The organism is Moraxella canis (assembly GCF_034424565.1).
GTDB lineage: Bacteria > Pseudomonadota > Gammaproteobacteria > Pseudomonadales > Moraxellaceae > Moraxella > Moraxella canis.
The window spans coordinates 1,259,302-1,281,142 of record NZ_CP139961.1; the positions used below are offsets into that span (position 1 = coordinate 1,259,302).

The window sequence follows — 21,841 nt, forward strand, 5'->3', positions numbered from 1 at the left end:
GATCATTCTAGATTTTTATCAGTTTTTGATAAGTTCAATACAATCAGCTTTTGATTGATTATCTTAATTTACTGTCGCGATGATTTTGGCTTGTAAGACTTGGGGATCAGCCCTTTTTTGAGTAGTCAAGCAACAGCGACAAACCTGCCACCACATTCAAAATGCCATTGATAAGACCCAAGGCTTAAGCCCATCGGCTTGGCGACTTCGGCGGTCTGTGTTTTTTATTCAATAAACACAATTGCATTGGCTCATCAGTGGGGCGTATCAGTTGAGATAATTATGACCGAGTCAACCACCCAAACTGCCCAAACCACTGACGGCACCACCGAAAATTTTGTGCTACAGTTCAGTGATTTAGGACTGAATAAACCCATCTTAAAAGCACTGGCAAGAAGTGGCTATACCACACCTACGCCCATCCAAGCCCAAGCCATTCCGCACGCTCTAAATGGTCGTGATTTGCTTTTGTCAGCTCAAACTGGCTCTGGCAAGACGGCGGCGTTTGTTTTGCCTGTTTTGGATAAAATGAGCCGCAAGCCAACCATCGAAAAGCATGTACAAGCGCTCATCTTAACGCCAACGCGTGAGCTGGCACTGCAAGTTCAAGACAGCGTTCGACGCTATGGTGATGGTATGCGCAATATGTTTAGCGTGCCTTTGGTAGGCGGCGCGCCTTATGGCGGTCAGCTGCGCGCCCTAAAAAAAGGCGTGCAAGTCATCATCGCAACGCCAGGTCGCTTGATTGACCACATGCGCGAAGGCCGCGTGGATTTATCAAAATTAGACATGCTGATTTTGGATGAAGCTGATCGTATGCTTGACATGGGATTTGCAGATGATATCAAAGAAATCCTGCAAAATACCCCTGAGACACGCCAAACGGTGATGTCTTCGGCCACTTGGGATGGCGCAGTCGGCAAAATCGCCGAAAGCTTCACGGTCAACCCTGAAAAAGTCGCCATCAAGGTGGAGTCGGCGCACATCGATGAAAGTGTGTATTATTGTGATGATTTTAACCACAAAAACAAAATCTTGCTTGAGGTATTAAATAACCCTGAAATTAAGCAAGCAGTGATCTTTGCGGCAACAAAAATGTCCACAGAAAAATTGGCAGCGCAGCTTGTCGAAGCAGGCCATAAGGCACGCTATTTGCACGGTGATTTGCCACAAGGCAAGCGTAATCGCATCGTAAGCGACATGAAATCAGGCAAATGTGATCTGCTTGTCGCCACCGATGTTGCCGCGCGAGGCATTGATATTTCGGCGATCAGCCATGTGGTGAATTATGACTTACCACGTCAAGTTGAAGATTATGTGCACCGTATTGGCCGCTGTGGCCGAGCAGGCCGTACTGGCGTGGCGGTGAACTTATGTAGTCTTGATGACAATCGTCAGCTTGAGCACATCAACCGCTATCTGAAGCGTCAGATGAGCGTTGCGACCATCGAAGGTCTAGAGCCGCGCCGTAATTTTGGTGCTCAATCACAAGAGCGTCGCCGTGGTCGTGGTAAGCCTCAAGGTCGTACGCGTCAAGAAGGACGACAAAACTTTGATCGCACTGACAATAAATTTGGTGGTCGTACTCGCCACGAACATCGCCATGAGCGCCCATTTGAGGGCAAGCGTGAGCGTTTCGAGGGTCGTAGTGAGCCGCGTCATGAGTCAAGAGCTGATCAATTTGACAACCGTAAAGGACGCTTTGAGGATCGTGAACGCAGCTTTAGTCGTCGCGAAAATCATGAAAATCGTGAGCGCCGCGACAGCCGTTTTGAGACTCGCTCTGATCGCCGTTTTGATAAAAATAGACAAGGTTATTATCAAGCCGATGGCATGAGCCGCCAAGACAAAGAAGATCGTCTGCGTCATTTTGACCGCCGCGACAACGATCGCCGCGATACTCGATCTGATAAGCCTGCCAAATTTGGCACACAAGCTGACTTTGATCGCCCAAGACGCAGCAAAGCCTTTGGTGATAAAGCCAAGCCAAATACAGGATTTGATAAATTTGGTGGCAAATCTCGTCCAAAGGCGGTTGAAGAAGTGTTTTTTGCCAAGCGCCAAGACAAAAAAGCCAAGCGCAGATTTGGCGACTTTTAATCCTTAACTCTAAAAAACACCCTCAAAGATATCTTTGAGGGTGTTTTTTGGCTTAAGCGTCACTGCGCTCAAAGCGCGCGATACTCTCGACATGACCTGTATGGCTAAACATGTCCATCACGCCAGCGTGTGTCAGCCGATAGCCGGCCTCTATGAGCGCTTTGGTATCTCGCGCTAGCGTGACAGGATTGCACGATACATAGACAATACGCTTGGCATTGAATTTGGGTAAGTATGCCATGACTTCCCAAGCACCCGAGCGCGGTGGGTCGATCAACAGCGCATCAAAGCGATTATCACCCGTCGCCCACGGCTGATCGCTCAAATCTTGGGTCAAATCTTTGGCATAAAATTCGGTATGGGCGATGCCGTTGGCTGCCGCGTTCATTTTGGCGCGCTCGGTCATCTCTTGACTGCCCTCAACACCCACCACAAAGCCGCTTTCGCCAACTTGTCTTGCCAAAGCCAAACTAAAATTCCCCAAACCGCAGAATAAATCCAGTACACGCTCGCCTTTTTGTAGATTTAAAAGCTTACTTGCCACATCCATCATTTTTTGATTAACAGAAAGATTGACTTGCGTAAAATCCAAAGGCGAGAATTCATAAGTCAAATCAAAATTTGGCAAGTGATAAAACAAACCGCCTGTAGGTGGCACAGTCAGCGAAGTTGGGCGCGCGCCTTCGGTATCGATGCGATGCACGCTGTCCGCCCCTTTTGGCTGTAAGAACAGCTGCCAGTTACGAGCTGCAAAAAATTGGCGCAGCTTAGCCAAATCTTCATCATCAAGCTCGACCATATGACGCACGATGACCGCAACTGACTTGGCACTGTCAGGCACGTGCGACAGCGTCTGCCCCATCGCAACCTCAAGCTGTGGGATGCTGTCGCGTGCATTCAGACTGGTGATAAGCACTTTTAAATTTTCAATCTCAAAGCCGATACGCTCATCTAAGATATGGCACTCATGAAGCTCTGCCAAAAAATTGCTGGCGCGTTCGCGAAAGCCCACCAGTGCCGAGTCTTTTTTGGCGACATAGCGAACACCCATGCGCGCCTTAGTGCGATAGCCAAGACGGTCACCAACCAAAGGCTCAAGCCACTCATCAGGCTCTACGCCTGCTTGGTGTATGAGCAGCTCTTTGAGTACGGACTGCTTAAAGGCGATCTGCGCATCTGCTTGCCAGTGCTGCAGGCTGCATCCGCCACACACCCCAAAATGCGGGCAAGGCGGCGTTTGGCGCTGGGGGTGGGGATGAGTGATGACTTGTAAGGCATCGCCTTCTTCAAAATTCTTCTTAGAATTGGTCATCTTCACCAAGACAGTTTCGCCCGGCAAAGCAAAGCTGACAAAGACTTTTTTGCCTGCTTTATCGGGATTATGAGCGGTGTTATCGGCATCATACACCGCCACCCCGCGCCCATCGTGCGCTAAGTTTGTGATATGAAATTCTAGGGGCGGCGCATCCGCCAAACGCTTGCGCGCGCGAGCGGTGGGTTTGCCTTTTTTGCTGGGACTTGCGATGAGTGAATGCGCTGTCATATGAAAAATATGCCTGTCGTTAGATGGGTATTGGACTTGGGTTATCATGAAAGCGATTTTGGCAAAATGATTCAATCATAAGCACCAAGCTAAGCCATGATAAACTTTAGTTAAACGCATATTATACCATAGCGCGCTTTGGCTGTGAATTTGATTGGGAAAAGGACGATCAGCGGTTATAATGATCCCATCTTTTATCAACACTCAAGGAATGCCCCATGAATGAGATGCTGCTTGCACTGGCCAGTCTGCTGACTTCGGTGATGTCGGGTATCGCAGGCATGGGCGGTGGGATGATTTTGGTGGGGCTGTTGCCTTTATTTTTACCGGCGGCGGTGATTGTGCCTGTGCACGCCACCGCACAGCTGGCAAGCAACGCCAGTCGCACTTGGTTTGGGCGGGAACAGATGGATTGGCGATACATTCCGCCTTATGTGGTCGGTGCGCTGGCAGGCGTGGCGGCATTTTGGCTTGTTGTGCGATTTATCAATCTTGAGTGGGTGCCTTTATTTATCGCAGCGTATATTTTGATAACTTTATGGGTGCGTCCAGTCAATCATTGGCTCAAACACCGTGAAAATTTTTATTTGATTGGTTTTATTCAAGTGGGCGTAGGCATGTTTGTGGGCAGTCCAGGACCTTTACACATGCCACTATTGACCAAAAAATACGAAGATACGCACACGGTCGTGACGGTCGCCTCGATGATGATGACCTTTTTTCATACTTTCAAAATCATCGCCTATGTGATGCTTGGTTTTGTGTTTATGGAATACTGGCAGATCATTGCCATTTTGGCGGTATCAGCGACAGCAGGGTCTTGGCTGGGCGTCAAATTGCGCAAGCGCTTGCCCATGCCGTGGCTAAAAACAGCCATTCCTTGGATTTTGACGCTCATTGCTGTGCAGATCATCATCCGATTTATCGTGAAAATGGGCTGATTGCTTGATATCAACGACAATCTTAAAACCAAAAACAGCTAACTCCTAGCGCACCCAAGCATCCAAAAAGCTTTGATGGCGCAGTTTGCCATCTGAATTGGTCAAGGTTTGTATAAATTGGTCGGTTTTGTCGATGAGCATTTGACATTCATCGGCAGAAGATTTGCCTGTCAAAGTCAGCCATCTTAAATAAATCAGCCAAGTATTGAGCACATCAGATTCACAATAAGTCCCCAGTTTTTGCCACTCAGATGCCTGCACCATCGGTAGAACCTGAGCACCGTCGATATCGCCTTTGCCAGCAAAACCACACAGGCTTGCCACGGTGTCAAGCGACTGCTTTTGTTGGTGATGATATAGGGAAGTTTTGTCCATCAAATCAATGTGCATCTCACCATAGCGATATAAATAATCTGGTTTTTGGGCGCTGTTAAACAGCGCAGGCGCTGACAGCTGATGATGCATGGCCCGGTACATGACGACAGGCAAATCAAAGTTTAAGCCATTCCAGCTGACGAGCGTGGGCTTTTTGTCAAAGGCTCTAAAAAAATTGACCAAAATCTGACGCTCATCCATCGTCTGTAGCGTCAATGATTTTAGATGAAAATGATCGCCATCAAACCATAAAAATGATAAGCAAGCAATTTTATGTAAAGGTAGGCGCATAAATTCTGTGCCTGCTTCTGCTTGGCGCAGGGCGATGAGTGCGCTCAAGGCATCAGCATCATTTAAGGTGCGCAAATTTGGATACAGCCGCTTACCGCTGTCAATATCAGGAATGGTCTCAATATCAAAAACCAAAATAGGAGTAGAAATCATACCAAACCTTAGTCAATAACACCAAATAACCCAGTGGATAAATAGCGGTCGCCGCGGTCGCAGACAATGAAGGCGATGACCGCCTCAGGTGCGTTTTTGGCAATTTGGTGGGCTGCCCACGCCGCACCGCCAGAGGATACCCCACAAAAAATCCCCTCTTCGCGCGCCAGTTTGCGCATATAACGCTCGGCATCGGCTTGGCTGACATCCATAATCGTATCGACCAAAGAGGCATCGAAAATCCCTGGCAAATATTCAGCCGGCCAGCGGCGAATGCCGGCGATGGATGAATGTTCATCTGGCTGAAGTCCAATGACTTGAATGGCTGGATTTTGTTCTTTGAGATATTGGCTGACACCCATGATGGTGCCTGTCGTACCCATACTGCTCACAAAATGCGTGATTTTACCGTCAGTTTGCTGCCAAAGCTCTGGACCTGTGGTCAGATAGTGCGCTTGTTTATTATCAGTATTATTAAATTGATCAAGCACAATGCCCTGACCGTCAGCCTGCATCTTTAACGCCATATCTCGCGCCGCTTCCATGCCGTCAGCCACTTCGATGAGTGTTGCGCCATAAGCTGCCATGGCGTCTTTACGCTCTTGGGTAGAATTGGCAGGCATCAGCAGCGTCATCTGATAGCCGCGCATCGCTGCAACCATCGCCAAAGCAATGCCGGTATTGCCACTGGTGGCTTCGATGAGTGTATCACCTGGCGTGATTTGTCCACGCATTTCAGCTTGATAAATCATATTAAAAGCAGGGCGATCCTTGACCGAGCCTGCTGGATTATTGCCCTCAAGTTTGGCAAGTAGCACAGATTGGGTGTCTTTGGCAAGTGTATTGAGTTTGACAAGCGGGGTGTTGCCCACGCAGTCGGAGAGTGTGGTGGTTTGATGGATAAAATCTTTGGTCATTTTGGGTGTCTCATGAATCATTGATTATGCCAAATTATAGCATAATTAAAACCACGCCATCAGCATTGTTCGACGGGGTTTGGTGTACTTATGGTAAGGTTTTTGGTATAGTGCTACAAAATCTTGGGGTGATCATCCATGCAGGTAAATAAAGCATTTGGCATAAAAAGCGCTTATGGGCAGCTGATTTTGTTGGTGTTCTTGCCAATCGTCGTATTGGCATTTGTGGGGTCGTATTTGGTGATGAGCGAGATACGCCGTGCCATTCTTGCTGAGCAAGACACGATGGCGCAAGCGGCTTTGGTGCGCTATGATGCCATGGTGCGCCCTTTATTGACTGACATTCAGCATCGCCAAAGTCGCATGGATGAGCGCGTGGCTCAGATGAATGAAGATGAGATTCTAAGCGCCATCGCCCCACACGACGCCCCTGCCCTAAATGGTGTGATCATTCGCAGCAATGAAGATGACTCGCGGTTTTTTAATGAAAATTGGTTTGTGCAGCTTCAGCAGTCGCGTAATCAGCATGTGCTTCGGGTTGCGGTGATGGATGGCATTGGGCGAGTGCTGTTTAGTACGGGGATGCAGACGGATTTGTCGTGGGGGGATTTTGATTTACAAGCCGAACAAATCTACCGTGTGCCTACCGCTGTAGGCACTGCCTATGGCAAGTCGTTTATATTTGATAACGAGCGCTACTGGCTTGTGGTTGATATGGATAATACGCCGCTGACCATTACCTCGTATCGGGTGGCGCTGGCGCTCACCATCATTGGCTTGACGACCATTTTATTACTGCTTTTGATTTTAAATATATATTCTAAGCGCTGGATCGCGCCGCTGTATGAGATGCGTCTGTACCTACAAAGGCTCAATACCGACAATTTATCGCGCGTGCCTCAGCTCAGAACCAACGGCGAGTTTGCCCTGCTGCGAGATGATTTTGCGCGTGCGGTTCGGCGGCTGCATGCCAGTTTTACCGAGCTTAAAAATCATGCCGACGAGACCGAACGCGACTTGCAGCAAGCGTTTGATGAGATGGAGATGCAAAACATCTCTATCCGCAATGCCCGTGATGCAGCGATTTCAGCCAGTCAAGCCAAATCCGCATTTTTGGCGAATATCAGCCATGAGCTTCGCACGCCCTTGAATAGCATTGATGGCTTTATCAATTTGCTTGCGCGCAAAGGCGAGCTGACGGGCGAACAAAACCTATATGTACAAACCATCAAAAAATCATCCGCGCATTTATTAGCACTGGTTAATGATGTGCTTGACTTTTCTAAGATGGAAGCGGGTAAGCTGATCTTGGACAGTCATGATTTTGATCTGTATGCGGCGGTGTACGATGTGGTCGATATGCTCTCACCTGCAGCACTTGAGAAGCGGCTGCGTTTGGCGGTTTTGTATTATGATGATGTGCCAACGCGCGTGGTCGGAGATAGTCTAAGAGTTAAGCAAATTCTAACAAACTTAGTCGGCAATGCCATTAAATTCACGGATACAGGTGGGGTGGTCGTCCGCGCAAGCTTAGCAGATCAATCAGGCTATCTGCGCATCGAAGTTGAAGATACAGGTAAAGGCGTCAGTGAAAGCGATAAAGCTCAGCTCTTTCAAAGCTTTGGTCAGGGTGATCTGAGTGTAACGCGGCGCTATGGCGGCACAGGCTTGGGCTTGGTCATCTCAAAGCAGCTGACGCATCTGATGGGTGGGGCGATTGGATTTTTTGATAATCGCAGCGAAAATATCGCAAATGCTGGTGCGACATTTTGGTTTGAGATGCCCACAGGTGTGCATGAAGCGTCATTTGATGAGGCATCGATTCAGATTCCTGAAACCTTAAACCTGCCCATGCATCTATTGGTGTGGATTAACCATGCACCAGCACTGCAAGTGCTCAGAGCCAGTTTGATGGGCACCAAAGTGCAATTAACGATCGCCATCGGTCTTGCAGACTTATTAGAAAAACTTGATAAAAAAGACACGGAATATGACTGGGTTATCGTAGATAATTTTGGTCAAGATGCCGCCAAGGATGATGTCGGCGCCATTTTACGCCAAATTCGCTTGCGTTATCAGGGTAAGCTTGCCAGTTTTGGTTATCAAGTGGGTATCAATGAGCAGCTCATCTCACGCTATCAAACCCATGCCTTGCACGAGCCGATGGACAAAAGGCAGCTGTACGCCATGCTGTCAAATCAGCAAAACATCATGACGATGCAGTCATCACGCCAAGCCAAATTTGTGGGGCGGCGTATCTTGGCGGTGGATGATCATTTACCAAACCTTTTGGTGTTGGATGCGCTGCTTGGGGAGTTGGGTGTTGAAGTGGTGACAGCCAACAGCGGATTTGACGCCATAGAAAAAATGACTCAAAGCATCACAGGCGCCATACCCCCGATTGATATGATTTTTATGGATGTTCAAATGCCCAGAATGTCAGGGCTAGAAGCTTCCATTGAGATCCGTAAAATTGAAGAGACGCATCTGGTAGAGCCTGTGCCAATCGTGGCACTCACAGCGCACGGTCTGTCGGATGAAAAAGATCGGTTGGTTGCAGCAGGGCTGAATGATTATGTCAGCAAGCCCATCGGAGAGATGCAACTGGTGCAGACGCTGCAAAAGTGGCTTGGTCGCAGCGGTGAGTCAGCTGATGATCTTGATGTCAGCGCTGTGTTTGAGTCGCTACCTGTGGTCGATGTCGCCGATCAGCCAAGCGATGCGGCAGATGGGCTGATTGATGTGGATTGGCAAGATGCGCTTGAGCGTTCAGCCAATAAGCCCAAACTGGCTTATAAACTGCTTGAGATGATCATTGACAGCGCCGATGGCGAGCGGCAAGCGATTGAGCGTGCTTGGGCGGATCGCGACAGGCAGAGTCTGGCAGACATCAGCCATCGCATGGTCGGGGCGGCGCGCTATGCAGGCGTGCCAAGATTGCGAGCGGTATCAGAGCGGTTTGAATCAGAATGTCGGCGTGATCTTAGCGCGGTCAGCGCCAGTCAATTCATCGCCATGCGCCCAACTTATCGCGCTTTGATTGATGCACTTGATGCGCTGCAAGCGGTGGATTTATCCAAGATCGTACCTGCCGATGTTGAGATAACACAATAGCCGCGCATATCAATAAATACTAAAACCAACTTGTGGCTAGCATCAAGTTGGTTTTGATCATTTTTAGGTCATTATAGAAGACCAGGCTTAATCTGGCGGGCAAGCGCTTAAATGACTTTTTAAAACTAAGTGCCGTACACCACTGCCCTAATGACGAATGAGTCAAAAAATCATTGCGCTATGTTCCCAATCGCTTGCCCCATCATGACTTTTTCGCCGTGGCTGATGTGTGCAAGCCAGTCATTATTTGCTGATTGCGGTAACAACACGATGGCAGTTGAGCCCAAATAAAAGCGCCCAAGTTCATCGCCCTTAGCCAGTGCCAAATCATGTTTACGATGCTGAATGTATGGTGTGCGGCGGATTTTGCCTGTTGCGACCGACTCAATGCCTGCCACGATCATCGCCCCAACCAGCACCACAGCCGCGCGCCCAAAATTGGTATCAAATAAGCACACCAAGCGCTCATTACGAGCAAACAGATCAGGGACATGCTCTGCGGTAGTATTATTCACCGAAAACAGCGTCCCTGGCACATAGCGCGTCGCCACCAATTTGCCATCAAATGGCATATGGACGCGGTGATAGTTGCTTGGCGCCAAATAAATCGTCGCAAAACTGCCGTCCATAAAATACTGACCATCATCATAATCAGCCAGTAGCTGACCGACATCATAATCCCGACCTTTGGCTTGCAAAATCGCCCCATGACGGATATGACCAACTTGCGAAATGGTGCCATCAGCAGGGCAGATGAGATGGTTTTTTTGATCATCAATGGGGCGCACGCCTTGTTTTAGTTCGCGCGTAAAAAAATCATTAAAACTGTCATAGTCATTCAACCGACCGCGCGCATAGTCATCCAGTTCAATGTCATACGCCTTGGCAAAAGCTTGAATGAGCGCTTTTTTAACATACTTATTTTCGCTCGCCGCTAAATTGCCTGCAAATTCGCTCAATGCTTGCTGCGGAACGAGATTTTGGATGAGTGCAAAAGGATTCATAAGACCGCCTAAGAATATAAATATTTTTTATTTTAGCACAAAGCCTGATCAAAAACCGTTTAAGTTCTGAAAAAGCGGCAGCATTGGTTGTGACAATCAACTGCTATAATGAGAATGATTTATATTTTCAAATGTAAACTTATAGGACAATGCGCTATAATGCGCTATCATGAACCACCCAACTCCCAAAGCCATGACCTCATCGCCTGATCAGCCCATTCACCAAAGCAGTCTTATGCGCGCACTGTTTTTTGTGTTGGGTTTGGTGTGCTTGATTTTGGGGTTGATTGGTGTGGTGGTGCCAGGTATGCCAACGACGGTATTTATTCTGCTTTGTGCTTATTTTTGGGCAAAAAGTTCGCGTCGGTTTTATGCATGGCTGTTGGCGCACCGTATTTTTGGACCGATGATTGTTGATTGGCAGACTCGCCGCGCCATGCCAAGATTTGCCAAATATTTGGCTTGGCTGATGATGACTGTATCAACGGTGGCGCTTTTTTTGCAGCTGTCAAGTCAATGGCTTTGGGTGGCTTGGCTTGTGGCGATTTTTTGTCTTGCTGTGGGCGTTTGGATGGCAAGGCTACCTGACGCATGATGATTTAGCGTGCCTTACCTAAGCGATCACTCTAACGCCTTCAAGCCCTATCATTTTTTGTCTAAATTCGTTATGATAAGCCATATTTGACGAAAGAGTTGGCTGATGATTGACGCATTTGATACCCAACACCTGTGGCACCCTTATACTTCTATGACACGCCCTTTGCCGGCGCTCCCGGTTGAGCGTGCTGAGGGCTGCTGTATTCATCTGATGGATGGTACGGTGCTCATTGATGGCATGTCGTCGTGGTGGTGTGCGATTCACGGTTATAATCATCCTGTCTTAAATGACGCCATCACCGATCAGCTCACCAAAATGTCTCATATTATGTTTGGGGGGCTGACCCATCAGCCTGCCATTGAGCTTGGCAAAGTGCTACTTGACATCACCCCAAAACCCCTTGAGCATATCTTTTATGCTGATTCAGGTTCGGTGGCGGTTGAGGTGGCGCTAAAAATGGCGATCCAATACCAACACGCCTTAGGCAAGCCTGCGAAGCACAATATCATGACCACTCGTTCAGGCTATCATGGCGATACCTGGAATGCCATGAGTGTTTGCGACCCTGTGACGGGCATGCATCAGATTTTTGGAAATGCGCTGCCAAGCCGTATTTTTGTTGAGGCGCCTACCATTGGCATGGATGAGCCTTGGGATGAGGCAGCGATGGACGGCATTCGATCGGCATTTGAAAAGCACCATGAGCATTTGGCGGCGTTTATTATTGAGCCTGTCGTTCAGGGTGCAGGCGGTATGCGCTTTTATCATGTCAATTATTTAAAACATCTGCGCAAATTGTGCGATCACTATGGTGTGTTATTAATTTTTGATGAGATCGCCACAGGATTTGGGCGCACAGGTAAGCTGTTTGCTTGCGAGCATGCTGATGTTGTGCCTGATATTATGTGCTTGGGTAAGGCGCTGACAGGCGGCTATCTGACGCTGTCGGCAGTGCTGACGACCGCTCAGGTTGCACATACCATCAGCGAGGGCGAAGCTGGCGTGTTCATGCACGGTCCGACATTTATGGCAAATCCTTTGGCGTGCGCGACGGCTTTGGCAAGCACTCGGCTGTTATTACAAAGCCCGTGGCAGCATCATGTTGAGCGTATCGCTCAGGCTTGCCGCACGGCGTTTGGCGATCTTAAGAGCCTTTGGTATGTCCAAGATGTGCGTATTTTGGGCGCGATTGCGGTGATTGAGATGCGTCACCTGGTTGATATGCCGACCATTCAACGCGAATGTGTGGCGCGCGGAATTTGGATTCGACCATTTGGGCGGCTGGTGTATTTGATGCCGCCATTTATTATCAGTGATGATGAGCTTGCAGCTTTGCTTGATGAGGTGGCAGACTTGGTGCGCACCACACTTGCGCCCACGCCCAAAGACAGTGCCGAGGCGTGCGATGAGTGAGTTATTAAATCATTATGCCGATAAACTGTCTGCCCTAAAATCTTGCCATAACCACCGCCAATTTCAAGCACTGCAACACCGCGGGCGCTTTATTTGTGTTAATGACGGCAAGCCTTTACTCAATTTAGCGAGCAATGATTACTTAGGCATTGCTCAAGATCGGCAGCTTTATGAGGAATTTTTGGATGTTTTGCATGAGCAGCGTCAGCCGTTTGGGTCGTCTTCATCGAGGCTGTTGACAGGGAATTTTGACAGTTTTGAGCGCTTGGAGGCTCAGATGGCATCGCTGTTTGGTCGCCCATGCCTGCTGTTTAATAGCGGCTATCATACCAATATCGGCATTTTGCCTGCCATTTGTGACACCAAGACGGTGATTTTGGCGGATAAATTGGTTCATGCCAGTATCATTGATGGGATGCGACTGGCTGCCCAAAATGGCACCAAAACTGTCCGCTATCAGCACCAAAATTTTGATCAATTAAAACATCTCATCGAAAAATATCACGCGGATGACCGTATTGAGCGCATCGTCATCGCCACTGAGAGTGTCTTTAGCATGGATGGTGATGTGACCGATTTGGTGCAGCTTGTCAGCTTAAAATCGGCATCTCAAAAAGTCATACTGTATGTTGACGAGGCTCATGCCATTGGTGTGCGCGGCGCTCGTGGATTGGGCTGCGCCGAAGAGTATGGCGTGATTGAGCAGATTGATTTTATTGTCGGTGCTTTTGGTAAGGCGATGGGGTCTGTGGGTGGCTACTGTATTTGCCATGAGATTTTGCGCGATTATTTGATTAATACGATGCGTCCGCTGATTTTTAGTACGGCTTTGGCGCCTGTCAATATGGCTTGGACGGCGTTTATGCTCGAAAAAATAGTCAATATGACCCAAGCAAGATTGCGCTTGGCGGCGATGAGTGATCAATTATCACAAGCGCTGATCGCCATGCAGCTGTCCTGCCCGTCTGCCAGTCAGATCGTGCCAGTGATCTTGGGAGAAAACGCACGCACGCTCAAGGCAGCCGATGCCCTAAAGCAGCAAGGTTATTATGTGTTGGCGGTGCGTCCGCCGACAGTACCAAAAGGTCAGTCGCGCCTGCGCGTCTGCTTGACCGAAGCAATCAGTGATGATGAGATGGTAGGGTTTATCCAAGCGCTGCAGCAAGTCGTTGGGGGTGAGGCGTGACTCAGCCTGTTTTGACACCCGATCTGACGACGGTTGCCCAGCGATTTTGCCGAGCACATCTTGGCTATCGGCAGCACGCCACCGTCCAAGCCGATATGGCTACCAAGCTCATTGCGCATCTACAGACCATTTACACACATAAAAACATCCCAAGACTGCTTGAGATTGGGGTGGGTAGCGGATTTTTGACCGATGCTTTGCTGAGTCATTTTAGTGTGGATCAGCTTTATTTGAATGACTTATATGCAGGCATTCAAGCCAATGCACTGCCGACAGGTGTTTGTGCTGAATATCTGATCGGCGATATTCAGACGCTTGATTTGCCGCTGGCGCTAGATGGCGTGATTTCTTCATCGGTATTTCAGTGGATTTATCCACCCGATGTGCTGTTTGCCAAAATTTTTGAGCATCTAAAGGTAGGTGGATTTTTGGCAGTCGGTACTTTTGTTCAAGGCAATTTGCACGAAATACGAGCGCTGACAGGGCAGGGGCTCTGTTATGATACGCCCCAAGTGCTCAGTGAGCGTCTGCACCGAGCAGGCTTTGTGATTGATGTCATCGAGACTCAGGCTTGCGTGCTGACTTTTGATTCTCCGATGGCAGTACTTCGCCATCTGCAGGCTACAGGCGTAACAGCCACAGGCTCACAAAAAGCTTTTTGGACAAAACAGCGCTTGGCGACGTTTTGTCAAGAGTATCAACAATTTAATACCCAAAGCGGCTATACTTTAACTTATCAGCCGCTACTTTTTGTCGCTCATAAACCAAAAACCTCACCTTTATGAATACATTACCCAATCTTCACCAAATGCAAGGCGCTTATTTCATCAGCGGTATCGATACCGACATCGGCAAAACTATCGTAACAGGCTATATTGCGCGCAGGCTTTTGGATAATCACCAGCAAGTCATCACCCAAAAACTGATCCAAACTGGCAATGCAAAGATCAGTGAAGACATCGAAAAGCATCGCAAAATGATGGGCGTGGGTATGCTGCCTGATGATGACGCGCGCTTGACGATGCCACTGGTGCTCAGCTATCCTGCTTCACCGCATCTGGCAAGTCGCATTGATGGCATCGCTGTAGATACCGACCACATCACAGCCTGCACTGAGCAATTATTGGTGCGTCATGATGTTGTGCTGATCGAAGGTGCAGGCGGTCTGATGGTGCCACTCAAGGCTGATACCAACGATGGTTTGATCATCGACTACATCCAAAGCCAAGGTTACCCTGTCATTTTGGTGACATCAGGCAGGCTTGGCAGCATCAATCATACCTTGCTTAGCTTGAGCGCCCTAAAGTCTTACGGCATACATCTGCATGCATTGGCGTATAATCAAGCCGATGACAGCAGCGATGAGGTGATCGCCGCTGATACCAAGCAGTATTTACAAGCTTATCTAAAAACGCACCACAGTGACGCCCTTTGGTGGGAAATACCTAGAGTGGATGAGCATAGTTTTGGTCTTCAACACTCTTAAAAAGGGGCAATCATGAAAGCATTGATACAGCGAGTGCACCATGCGCGCGTCGAAGTACAAGGGGAGGCGGTCGGTAAGATCGATGGTGGGATACTTGCCTATATCGGTATTGGCAAGTCGGATGATTTTGAGCAAGCAAAGCGCTTGGTGGATAAGATATTAAGCTATCGCATCTTTGAAAATACCACCGACGCAGACAAGCTTGGCAAGATGGATAAAAGCGTGGCTGATGTGGGCGGCGGTTTGCTTTTGGTGTCGCAGTTTACACTCATGGCACTAACCGACAAAGGTCGCCGTCCTGACTTTGGACCAGCGATGCCACCCGATCAAGCGGTGCTACTGTTTGAGCAGCTGGTTGAGTACGCCAAACAGCGCCATACGCCTGTGGCGACAGGTCAATTTGGCGCTCATATGCAAGTGATCGCCCATAATGACGGTCCGATCAATTTTATCCTAGAAGTATGAATCGGCAGCTGTTGGGATAAAATGGGGTGCGCCTTTTATTGTAATTCGTCCGCGACAATTTCGTCCAAAGTGATTTGATGGATCGGATAATTGGCAAACTCATCAGCATCCTTGCCTTGGGCGATGATCGCAGCTTTATCCGCCAGATAGCGCTCAAGCGTCAAGCGAATCGTGCGAAATGCCAAATCTTGCCACGGAATATCCTGCTCATCAATCAAGGCGCACTCTAAGCTTTCAACGCCAACCCCAAATCGCCCATCACGAGATAAATTGGTCAAGTACATGGCATGGATCTGCCCCAAATACGGAATGTCAAATAAGCAATACAGCTTGGCGTCGGTGGCGATCGCGGCGGCTTCTTCGATGGTTTCGCGCAGCGCACCTTCCATCATCGTTTCACCAATTTCCATAAATCCTGCTGGCAGCGTCCAGTAGCCATGCCGAGGCTCAATGGCGCGGCGACACAGTAAAATTTTATTCTCATGGCGCACCAAAGCCCCACAAATCATCTTGGGATTATCATAATGAATGAATCCACACGCTGGGCAGACGAGGCGCTGACGGCTGTCGCCTTTAGGGATGGTGTAGGTGGCGGTATGTCCGCATTGCATACAGTAGGGCATAGGTCTATAATAAACTGGCTAATTAAGTAAATACTACCCAAACCTTATTGGCAAGGATAGCTTTGATTGTCGTGACTGATTCAGTTTAAGCCAATTTCACCAAAAATACAAACTTTATGAACTATTTTTCAAGCCAAATTAAGGCGCATACTGATCCAAATTTTGTCGATAAAACAGCAGTCTACCTGCCATCGGAGCATCGGTTCTCTACGCTTAGCCGCTCATTATCTGGTTATCAAGGCGTGGATATTTTGTCTTTGACGCAGAATAATGATCTGATTGAAGGGGCTTATAGACAGCAGCTGAATCAAGCCTATGAGCAGCTGCTCATTGACAAGCCGCTGCCCCATGCTTGCGTGCTTGTTGCCATCACTGACGAGCCAAGCCCAAGGCTGTTATTAACTCGCCGCGCAAGTAATTTATCAAGCCATGCAGGCGAGGTGTCACTGGTGGGAGGTAAGCGCGATGAGACGGATCGATCTTCTTATGAGGTGGCGATACGAGAGGCATTTGAGGAGGTAGGATTGGTGAATGATGCCAGTACGCTGCTTGGGTTTTTGCCGATGCAAATCTCCAAAAAAGGCTTATTGGTGCGCCCTGTCGTTGCCAGTATCACGCCTGCCACAGCGGACAGTTTAATCGCCAGCGAAGATGAAATTCAGCGGTTATTTTGGGCTGATTTGACCTACCTAAAAACAACGCCGCCTATGGACTATCGCTTTGAGCGTCCTGAGCTTGGGCACACGCACTTGCACACCCCAGCATGGCTGATCGATGATCGGCAGATTGGCAAGCCTGAAGTGGTGTGGGGATTGACAGGGCGTATCATCGCCAATCTACTGCACATCGGCTATGGGGTGCGCTATCAGTGGTATTATCACTTGCAGGCACACCGCTAATTAAGCGGGCTTAGTCTCTTTGGGCTACTAAGGCTTTTAGTGCTTCTGGAGATGACCACAAGCCTTCTAAATCATAGAATTCTCGTGCTTGTGGGGTCATGATGTGTACTACCACCGAGCCCAAGTCCACCAGTGTCCAATCGCTGTCTTTATCCCCTTCGCGACCCAGCGGCATCAGCCCCGCTTCTTTGGTTGCAGCACCCAATTTGTCCGCCAAAGCTTTGACATGGCGTTTACTGGTGGCTTCACAAATGATGATGCGTTCGGCGACTTCGGTGAGATGTTCGATTTCAAGGGTGGTGATGTTTTTTGCTTTTAAGTCATCAAGCGTTTTGGTGACAAGTGACAGCGTTTGGTCTAAATTCAATGTGGTCATAATTGATTGATAATTTAATGGATAACTTTTGATTATAGCATATTTTTAGGGCTTTGGTATAAGCCTTCTTTATGGATATATGCCAAGACGCGCTCATCCAGCAGTGGTGCAGCAAGCTTAGGGTGACCAGCACCGATCAGGGCGCGGATCTGACTGGATGAGATGTTTAAGATGGGCGTCGGATCCAGATAGATGGTCTTGTCATTTGCCAAAAATTCATCCAAATCGGTGGTGCATTTTGTTGCCACGGTCTCATCAGCTGGCGTAGTATCAGCGCGGTCAAATGCCCACAATTTGGCTTGGCAAATGAGCTCATCATACGCCTTCCAGCGGTGCAGACTCGCCAAACTGTCGCCCCCAATAATAAAAATCAAAGAGTCGTCAGGATAAGCTGTCTTAAGCTGTCGTATGGTGTCGATGGTGTACACAGGGGGTGTCAAAGACAGCTCACGCTCATCAATTGATACATCCATGCCTTGCCTTATCAAGGGTGCGATGGCAAGCTTGAGCATGGCGACGCGGTGCGCGTGCAATGTCGGCGCGCCCTTAAAGGGGTTGCCGGCGGTCGGTAGCAGATGAAGGCAGACTTTGTCAGCAGTTTTTTGGCGTATGGCGTCATGTACGCTTAGCACCATCTGAAGATGCGCCCGATGGATGGGGTCAAATGAACCACCAAGATAAATGCGGTGGGTCATTTTAGTCTTGATTGAGATGGTCTGGATCAAGGGTGGGGTGCTTATGCAGTGCTCGTCCAGCGTGCCAACCCGCCTCATCACCAAAATACAACAAGCCTTGTTCATCATCCCGATAAAATTTCAGAGTCTCGCCCTTGGAATCGGTGATGACCAAAGTCTGGATCAAATGCTCACACAACTGTTTAATTTCATCTTCATGATTACCCATCGTCGGACGAGTAATGGTGTGTAGCGTCTGACGCTGTTCATCACTTAGTACAGCGTGCTTTTGGTCGTAGTCGATGATGCGTTCGGCGATTCGTTTGGCATAAGTGACTGAAAAATCATTGGGATCAACGGCGATAAAAAACATAATTAATCATGCTTAAAATTGAAAAAAATGTGTCATTATCTTACCCAAATTTGCCACAAATCACGACAATTTATGGTATAAAATTTGTTGTAACATCTTACAATGTCTCACTTAAAACCCTATCTAGGTTATTGCTTAATGATCGCTGTAATATAAAAAGTCGGTATTGGCTTACTACGGAAAGATGTAAAATCAATATTGCAAAGATCATAAAACCCTTACAATTTCTCACTTTAAAATCCATTAAAACTACCCCATTATGTCTTATACTATCTGTTTAACATATCAAAAGGCAAGTCTATGGCGCACGACAAAATCAGTATCCGCGGTGCACGCACACACAATCTAAAAAATATTGATGTGGATATCCCCCGAGATAAATTCGTGGTGATTACTGGTTTGTCAGGCTCTGGCAAGTCGTCGCTTGCTTTTGACACGCTGTATGCCGAAGGTCAGCGCCGATATGTAGAAAGCTTATCAGCCTATGCCCGCCAATTTTTAAGTCAAATGGAGAAGCCTGAAGTCGATAGCATCGAAGGCTTGTCACCTGCGATCGCCATTGAACAAAAATCCACCAACCATAACCCACGCTCAACGGTGGGCACCATTACCGAGGTGTATGATTATTTGCGCCTGTTGTTTGCGCGTGTGGGTGTGCCGTATTGCCCTGAGCATGGCGAGCCGATGGTCGCACAGACCGTCAGTGAGATGGTAGATGGGGTGATGATCTTGCCTGTGGATACTAAGCTGATGATACTGGCGCCCGTGGTGCGTGAGCGTAAAGGCGAGCACACTGCGCTGCTTGAACAGCTGCCTTCTCAGGGCTTTACGCGCGTGCGTATTGATGGGGTGATTTATGAAACTGATGATTTGCCCAGCCTTGAAAAAAACAAAAAACACAGCATCGAGGTGGTCGTTGATCGCTTTAAAGTGCGTGAGGACTTGGGTAATCGCGTCGCCGAAAGCTTAGAGGTGGCACTTAAATTGGGTCATGACATCGCCATATTATATCACATGGACGGCAATCCTGGGGGCGAAGATGAGCAGATATTATCTGCCAAGCATTCTTGTCCTGTATGCGATCGTGCGGTGAGTGAGCTTGAGCCCAGATTGTTTAGTTTTAATAATCCTGCTGGTGCGTGTCCTGCGTGTGATGGCTTGGGCAAGCGCCAGTATTTTGCCGCTGAGCGCATTGTCACTCACCCTGAAAAGTCACTCAATCAAGGTGCGATCCATGGGTGGGATAAGCGTCATGCGTATTATTTTGGCTTGCTATCGACGGTTTGCCGCCATTTTGGGATTGATATGGATGCCCCTTGGCAAAGCCTGCCAACTCAGCAGCAAGCCCTGATTTTAAAAGGCTCAGGCAAAGAAAAAATTGAGTTTAATTTCACCGATGAGCGGGGACGCAAAACGACTAAAACTGCGCCATTTGAAGGGATTTTACCGTATTTAGAGCGCCGCTATGCCACGACGACGAGCAATTTGGTGCGAGATGAATTGGCACAATATCTGTCGGATACCGAGTGTAATGTGTGCCATGGCGTGCGCCTTAATGACATCGCGCGCCATGTACGCGTTGAGGATAAAGCGATCGGCGATATCATTCACTTGCCGATTGGAGAGGCTTGGCAATATTATGAAAACTTAAAAATTAAGGGCGCAAAAGGCGAGGTCGCTGACAAGATTTTTAAGGAAATCAAAGAGCGCTTAGGCTTTTTAACAAAGGTTGGTTTGGAGTATTTGACCTTGGCGCGGTCGGCTGAGACGCTGTCAGGCGGTGAGGCGCAGCGCATTCGCTTGGCAAGCCAAATCGGTGCAGGCTTGATGGGCGTGATGTATGTGCTTGATGAGCCATCCATCGGTCTGCATCAGCGCGATAATGACCGTTTATTATCCACCTTGATGCACTTACGCGATTTGGGCAATACGGTGGTGGTTGTCGAGCATGACGAAGACGCCATCAGACAAGCTGATCATATCATTGATATTGGTGTCGGCGCAGGCGTGCATGGCGGACGCGTTGTGGCGTCGGGTACGGCAGCCCAAGTAGCCAAAACCAAAGGGTCGCTGACGGGTGAGTATTTGTCGGGGAAGCGGCGCATCGAGGTGCCAAGCACTCGCCATTCGCCTAAGACCATCGAAAAAACCAAAGGCAAAAAAACCATTCAAGAGCCATTGCACATTTGCTTGGACGGCGCTAGCGGCAATAATCTTAAAAATGTCAGCTTGCAAATCCCGATCGGTGTGATGACTTGTATTACAGGTGTCTCAGGTTCGGGCAAATCGACGCTGATTAATCGGACGCTCATGCCACTGGCTGCCACCGCCTTAAATAACGCCACCACACTTGTCCCTGAAAAATATGAAAAAATCTCAGGGCTTGAGCATTTGGATAAGATGGTCGATATTGACCAAAGTCCCATCGGTCGGACACCACGCTCAAATCCTGCGACGTATACAGGCGTATTTACTTTGATACGTGATCTATTCACCCAAACGCCAGAAGCCAGAGCGCGCGGCTATAAAGCAGGGCGATTTAGCTTTAATGTCAAAGGTGGTCGCTGTGAGGTGTGCCAAGGTGATGGTTTGATTAAGGTTGAGATGCACTTTTTGCCAGACATGTATGTGCCATGCGATGCGTGTCATGGCAAGCGTTATAATCGCGAAACGCTTGAGGTCAAATACAAAGGTAAATCCATCAGCGATGTGCTTGATATGACTGTCGAAGAGGCGATGGTGTTTTTTGAAGCCATTCCTGCGATCCATCGCCGCTTAGAAGCGCTACACGAAGTGGGTCTTGATTATATCCGCTTGGGTCAGTCGGCGACCACACTGTCAGGCGGTGAAGCTCAGCGCGTCAAGCTTGCCAAAGAGCTTGCCAAGCGAGATACTGGCAAAACTTTATATATCTTGGATGAGCCGACGACAGGTCTGCATTTTCATGATATCGCCAAGCTGTTACATATCTTGCATACGCTGCGCGACCGCGGCAATACGGTGATCGTGATTGAGCATAATTTGGACGTGATTAAGACGGCAGATTGGATTGTGGATTTGGGCTATGAAGGTGGCAGCGGCGGCGGCGAGATTGTCGCTACTGGCACGCCTGAGACCGTCGCCCAAGATGATCGCTCACATACGGGCAGATTTTTAAAGCCCATGCTTGAGCAGGCGCAGTCACTGTCTGAAGATTAGCCAAGGATTAGACTTTACAGAATTATTTTGTAAATTTGCCAAAAACTGATGGCAATTTATCCAAAAATTGCGTAAAGTATGCTTAATTCCAACCATTTAACGATTAAAATTT

19 protein-coding genes are annotated in these 21,841 nt (G+C 48.4%); 11 read left to right on the forward strand and 8 right to left on the reverse strand.

All coding sequences use genetic code 11. From position 1 onward, the window contains the following. Nucleotides 1-282: 282 nt before the first annotated feature. Nucleotides 283-2,100 (forward strand): DEAD/DEAH box helicase, encoded by a 1,818-nt coding sequence (locus U0021_RS05640; RefSeq protein ID WP_114801217.1) that lies wholly within the window; start codon nt 283-285, stop codon nt 2,098-2,100. Nucleotides 2,101-2,152: 52 nt separating this feature from the next. Here the strand turns inward: U0021_RS05640 and rlmD are convergent, their stop codons facing one another. After that, nucleotides 2,153-3,643, reverse strand: coding sequence for a 23S rRNA (uracil(1939)-C(5))-methyltransferase RlmD (gene rlmD / locus U0021_RS05645; RefSeq protein WP_114800893.1), 1,491 nt, complete (start codon nt 3,641-3,643; stop codon nt 2,153-2,155). A gap of 218 nt (nt 3,644-3,861) precedes the next feature. On the opposite strand from rlmD, the gene U0021_RS05650 reads away from it, so the two are divergent. After that, nucleotides 3,862-4,584 (forward strand): sulfite exporter TauE/SafE family protein, encoded by a 723-nt coding sequence (locus U0021_RS05650; RefSeq protein ID WP_049238145.1) that lies wholly within the window; start codon nt 3,862-3,864, stop codon nt 4,582-4,584. 45 nt (nt 4,585-4,629) lie between these two features. Here the strand turns inward: U0021_RS05650 and U0021_RS05655 are convergent, their stop codons facing one another. Continuing rightward, nucleotides 4,630-5,403 carry a 3'-5' exonuclease gene (locus tag U0021_RS05655; protein WP_114800894.1) on the reverse strand — a complete coding sequence of 258 codons (774 nt, stop codon included), beginning with the start codon at nt 5,401-5,403 and terminating at the stop codon, nt 4,630-4,632. Between the two features lie 8 nt (nt 5,404-5,411). Beyond that, nucleotides 5,412-6,341, reverse strand: coding sequence for a cysteine synthase CysM (gene cysM / locus U0021_RS05660; protein ID WP_114800895.1), 930 nt, complete (start codon nt 6,339-6,341; stop codon nt 5,412-5,414). A gap of 117 nt (nt 6,342-6,458) precedes the next feature. On the opposite strand from cysM, the gene U0021_RS05665 reads away from it, so the two are divergent. Then, a complete protein-coding gene (locus U0021_RS05665; RefSeq protein ID WP_114800896.1) occupies nt 6,459-9,434 on the forward strand; it encodes a hybrid sensor histidine kinase/response regulator in 2,976 nt (991 codons plus the stop codon). 170 nt (nt 9,435-9,604) lie between these two features. Here the strand turns inward: U0021_RS05665 and asd are convergent, their stop codons facing one another. Further along, nucleotides 9,605-10,438, reverse strand: a complete 834-nt coding sequence (gene asd / locus U0021_RS05670; protein WP_114800897.1) for an archaetidylserine decarboxylase — start codon at nt 10,436-10,438, stop codon at nt 9,605-9,607. Nucleotides 10,439-10,607: 169 nt separating this feature from the next. Between asd and U0021_RS05675 the strand changes: the two genes are divergently transcribed. The 6 genes from U0021_RS05675 to dtd all read left to right on the forward strand — a co-directional run bounded on the left by U0021_RS05675 (nt 10,608) and on the right by dtd (nt 15,586). After that, the gene (locus tag U0021_RS05675; protein ID WP_114800898.1) at nt 10,608-11,033 is read left to right on the forward strand and encodes a YbaN family protein; all 426 of its coding nucleotides are present in this window, start codon (nt 10,608-10,610) and stop codon (nt 11,031-11,033) included. 105 nt (nt 11,034-11,138) lie between these two features. After that, nucleotides 11,139-12,449 carry an adenosylmethionine--8-amino-7-oxononanoate transaminase gene (gene bioA, locus U0021_RS05680; RefSeq protein WP_114800899.1) on the forward strand — a complete coding sequence of 437 codons (1,311 nt, stop codon included), beginning with the start codon at nt 11,139-11,141 and terminating at the stop codon, nt 12,447-12,449. Beyond that, a complete protein-coding gene (locus U0021_RS05685) occupies nt 12,442-13,635 on the forward strand; it encodes an aminotransferase class I/II-fold pyridoxal phosphate-dependent enzyme (RefSeq protein WP_114800900.1) in 1,194 nt (397 codons plus the stop codon). The genes bioA and U0021_RS05685 overlap by 8 nt, the downstream gene beginning before the upstream one ends. Beyond that, nucleotides 13,632-14,420, forward strand: coding sequence for a methyltransferase domain-containing protein (locus U0021_RS05690; protein ID WP_114800901.1), 789 nt, complete (start codon nt 13,632-13,634; stop codon nt 14,418-14,420). Before U0021_RS05685 ends, U0021_RS05690 begins: the two co-directional genes overlap by 4 nt. After that, nucleotides 14,417-15,121: a dethiobiotin synthase gene (gene bioD / locus U0021_RS05695; protein ID WP_114800902.1), complete on the forward strand. Its 705-nt coding sequence runs from the start codon at nt 14,417-14,419 to the stop codon at nt 15,119-15,121. Before U0021_RS05690 ends, bioD begins: the two co-directional genes overlap by 4 nt. A 12-nt stretch (nt 15,122-15,133) precedes the next feature. After that, nucleotides 15,134-15,586, forward strand: a complete 453-nt coding sequence (gene dtd / locus U0021_RS05700) for a D-aminoacyl-tRNA deacylase (protein WP_114800903.1) — start codon at nt 15,134-15,136, stop codon at nt 15,584-15,586. Nucleotides 15,587-15,621: 35 nt separating this feature from the next. Here the strand turns inward: dtd and U0021_RS05705 are convergent, their stop codons facing one another. After that, on the reverse strand, nt 15,622-16,197 hold the full coding sequence (locus U0021_RS05705) for an NUDIX hydrolase (protein WP_114800904.1): 576 nt from the start codon (nt 16,195-16,197) through the stop codon (nt 15,622-15,624). Between the two features lie 128 nt (nt 16,198-16,325). Here U0021_RS05705 and U0021_RS05710 point away from each other — a divergent pair, with 128 nt between their 5' ends. Beyond that, nucleotides 16,326-17,108 (forward strand): NUDIX hydrolase, encoded by a 783-nt coding sequence (locus U0021_RS05710; protein WP_114800905.1) that lies wholly within the window; start codon nt 16,326-16,328, stop codon nt 17,106-17,108. A gap of 10 nt (nt 17,109-17,118) precedes the next feature. On the opposite strand, the gene rsfS is transcribed toward U0021_RS05710, so the two are convergent. From rsfS to U0021_RS05725, 3 genes are read right to left on the reverse strand one after another with little or no spacing between them, the layout of a single operon-like run. Next, nucleotides 17,119-17,484 (reverse strand): ribosome silencing factor, encoded by a 366-nt coding sequence (gene rsfS, locus U0021_RS05715; RefSeq protein WP_049238169.1) that lies wholly within the window; start codon nt 17,482-17,484, stop codon nt 17,119-17,121. Nucleotides 17,485-17,516: 32 nt separating this feature from the next. Then, nucleotides 17,517-18,179, reverse strand: a complete 663-nt coding sequence (nadD, locus tag U0021_RS05720; RefSeq protein WP_227538730.1) for a nicotinate (nicotinamide) nucleotide adenylyltransferase — start codon at nt 18,177-18,179, stop codon at nt 17,517-17,519. 1 nt (nt 18,180) lies between these two features. Further along, complete coding sequence (locus U0021_RS05725) at nt 18,181-18,531, reverse strand: hypothetical protein (protein ID WP_114800907.1); 351 nt, start codon at nt 18,529-18,531, stop codon at nt 18,181-18,183. Nucleotides 18,532-18,831: 300 nt separating this feature from the next. Here U0021_RS05725 and uvrA point away from each other — a divergent pair, with 300 nt between their 5' ends. Beyond that, a complete protein-coding gene (uvrA, locus tag U0021_RS05730; RefSeq protein ID WP_114800908.1) occupies nt 18,832-21,729 on the forward strand; it encodes an excinuclease ABC subunit UvrA in 2,898 nt (965 codons plus the stop codon). Nucleotides 21,730-21,841 lie beyond the last annotated feature (112 nt).

What these genes read in the sequence shown, in the direction of transcription:
- U0021_RS05640 (WP_114801217.1), top strand. Translation starts at nt 283, where the DNA reads ATGACCGAGTCAACCACCCAAACTGCCCAAACCACTGACGGCACCACC.
- rlmD (WP_114800893.1), bottom strand. Translation starts at nt 3,643, where the DNA reads ATGACAGCGCATTCACTCATCGCAAGTCCCAGCAAAAAAGGCAAACCC.
- U0021_RS05650 (WP_049238145.1), top strand. Translation starts at nt 3,862, where the DNA reads ATGAATGAGATGCTGCTTGCACTGGCCAGTCTGCTGACTTCGGTGATG.
- U0021_RS05655 (WP_114800894.1), bottom strand. Translation starts at nt 5,403, where the DNA reads ATGATTTCTACTCCTATTTTGGTTTTTGATATTGAGACCATTCCTGAT.
- cysM (WP_114800895.1), bottom strand. Translation starts at nt 6,341, where the DNA reads ATGATTCATGAGACACCCAAAATGACCAAAGATTTTATCCATCAAACC.
- U0021_RS05665 (WP_114800896.1), top strand. Translation starts at nt 6,459, where the DNA reads ATGCAGGTAAATAAAGCATTTGGCATAAAAAGCGCTTATGGGCAGCTG.
- asd (WP_114800897.1), bottom strand. Translation starts at nt 10,438, where the DNA reads ATGAATCCTTTTGCACTCATCCAAAATCTCGTTCCGCAGCAAGCATTG.
- U0021_RS05675 (WP_114800898.1), top strand. Translation starts at nt 10,608, where the DNA reads ATGAACCACCCAACTCCCAAAGCCATGACCTCATCGCCTGATCAGCCC.
- bioA (WP_114800899.1), top strand. Translation starts at nt 11,139, where the DNA reads ATGATTGACGCATTTGATACCCAACACCTGTGGCACCCTTATACTTCT.
- U0021_RS05685 (WP_114800900.1), top strand. Translation starts at nt 12,442, where the DNA reads ATGAGTGAGTTATTAAATCATTATGCCGATAAACTGTCTGCCCTAAAA.
- bioD (WP_114800902.1), top strand. Translation starts at nt 14,417, where the DNA reads ATGAATACATTACCCAATCTTCACCAAATGCAAGGCGCTTATTTCATC.
- dtd (WP_114800903.1), top strand. Translation starts at nt 15,134, where the DNA reads ATGAAAGCATTGATACAGCGAGTGCACCATGCGCGCGTCGAAGTACAA.
- U0021_RS05705 (WP_114800904.1), bottom strand. Translation starts at nt 16,197, where the DNA reads ATGCAATGCGGACATACCGCCACCTACACCATCCCTAAAGGCGACAGC.
- U0021_RS05710 (WP_114800905.1), top strand. Translation starts at nt 16,326, where the DNA reads ATGAACTATTTTTCAAGCCAAATTAAGGCGCATACTGATCCAAATTTT.
- rsfS (WP_049238169.1), bottom strand. Translation starts at nt 17,484, where the DNA reads ATGACCACATTGAATTTAGACCAAACGCTGTCACTTGTCACCAAAACG.
- nadD (WP_227538730.1), bottom strand. Translation starts at nt 18,179, where the DNA reads ATGACCCACCGCATTTATCTTGGTGGTTCATTTGACCCCATCCATCGG.
- U0021_RS05725 (WP_114800907.1), bottom strand. Translation starts at nt 18,531, where the DNA reads ATGTTTTTTATCGCCGTTGATCCCAATGATTTTTCAGTCACTTATGCC.
- uvrA (WP_114800908.1), top strand. Translation starts at nt 18,832, where the DNA reads ATGGCGCACGACAAAATCAGTATCCGCGGTGCACGCACACACAATCTA.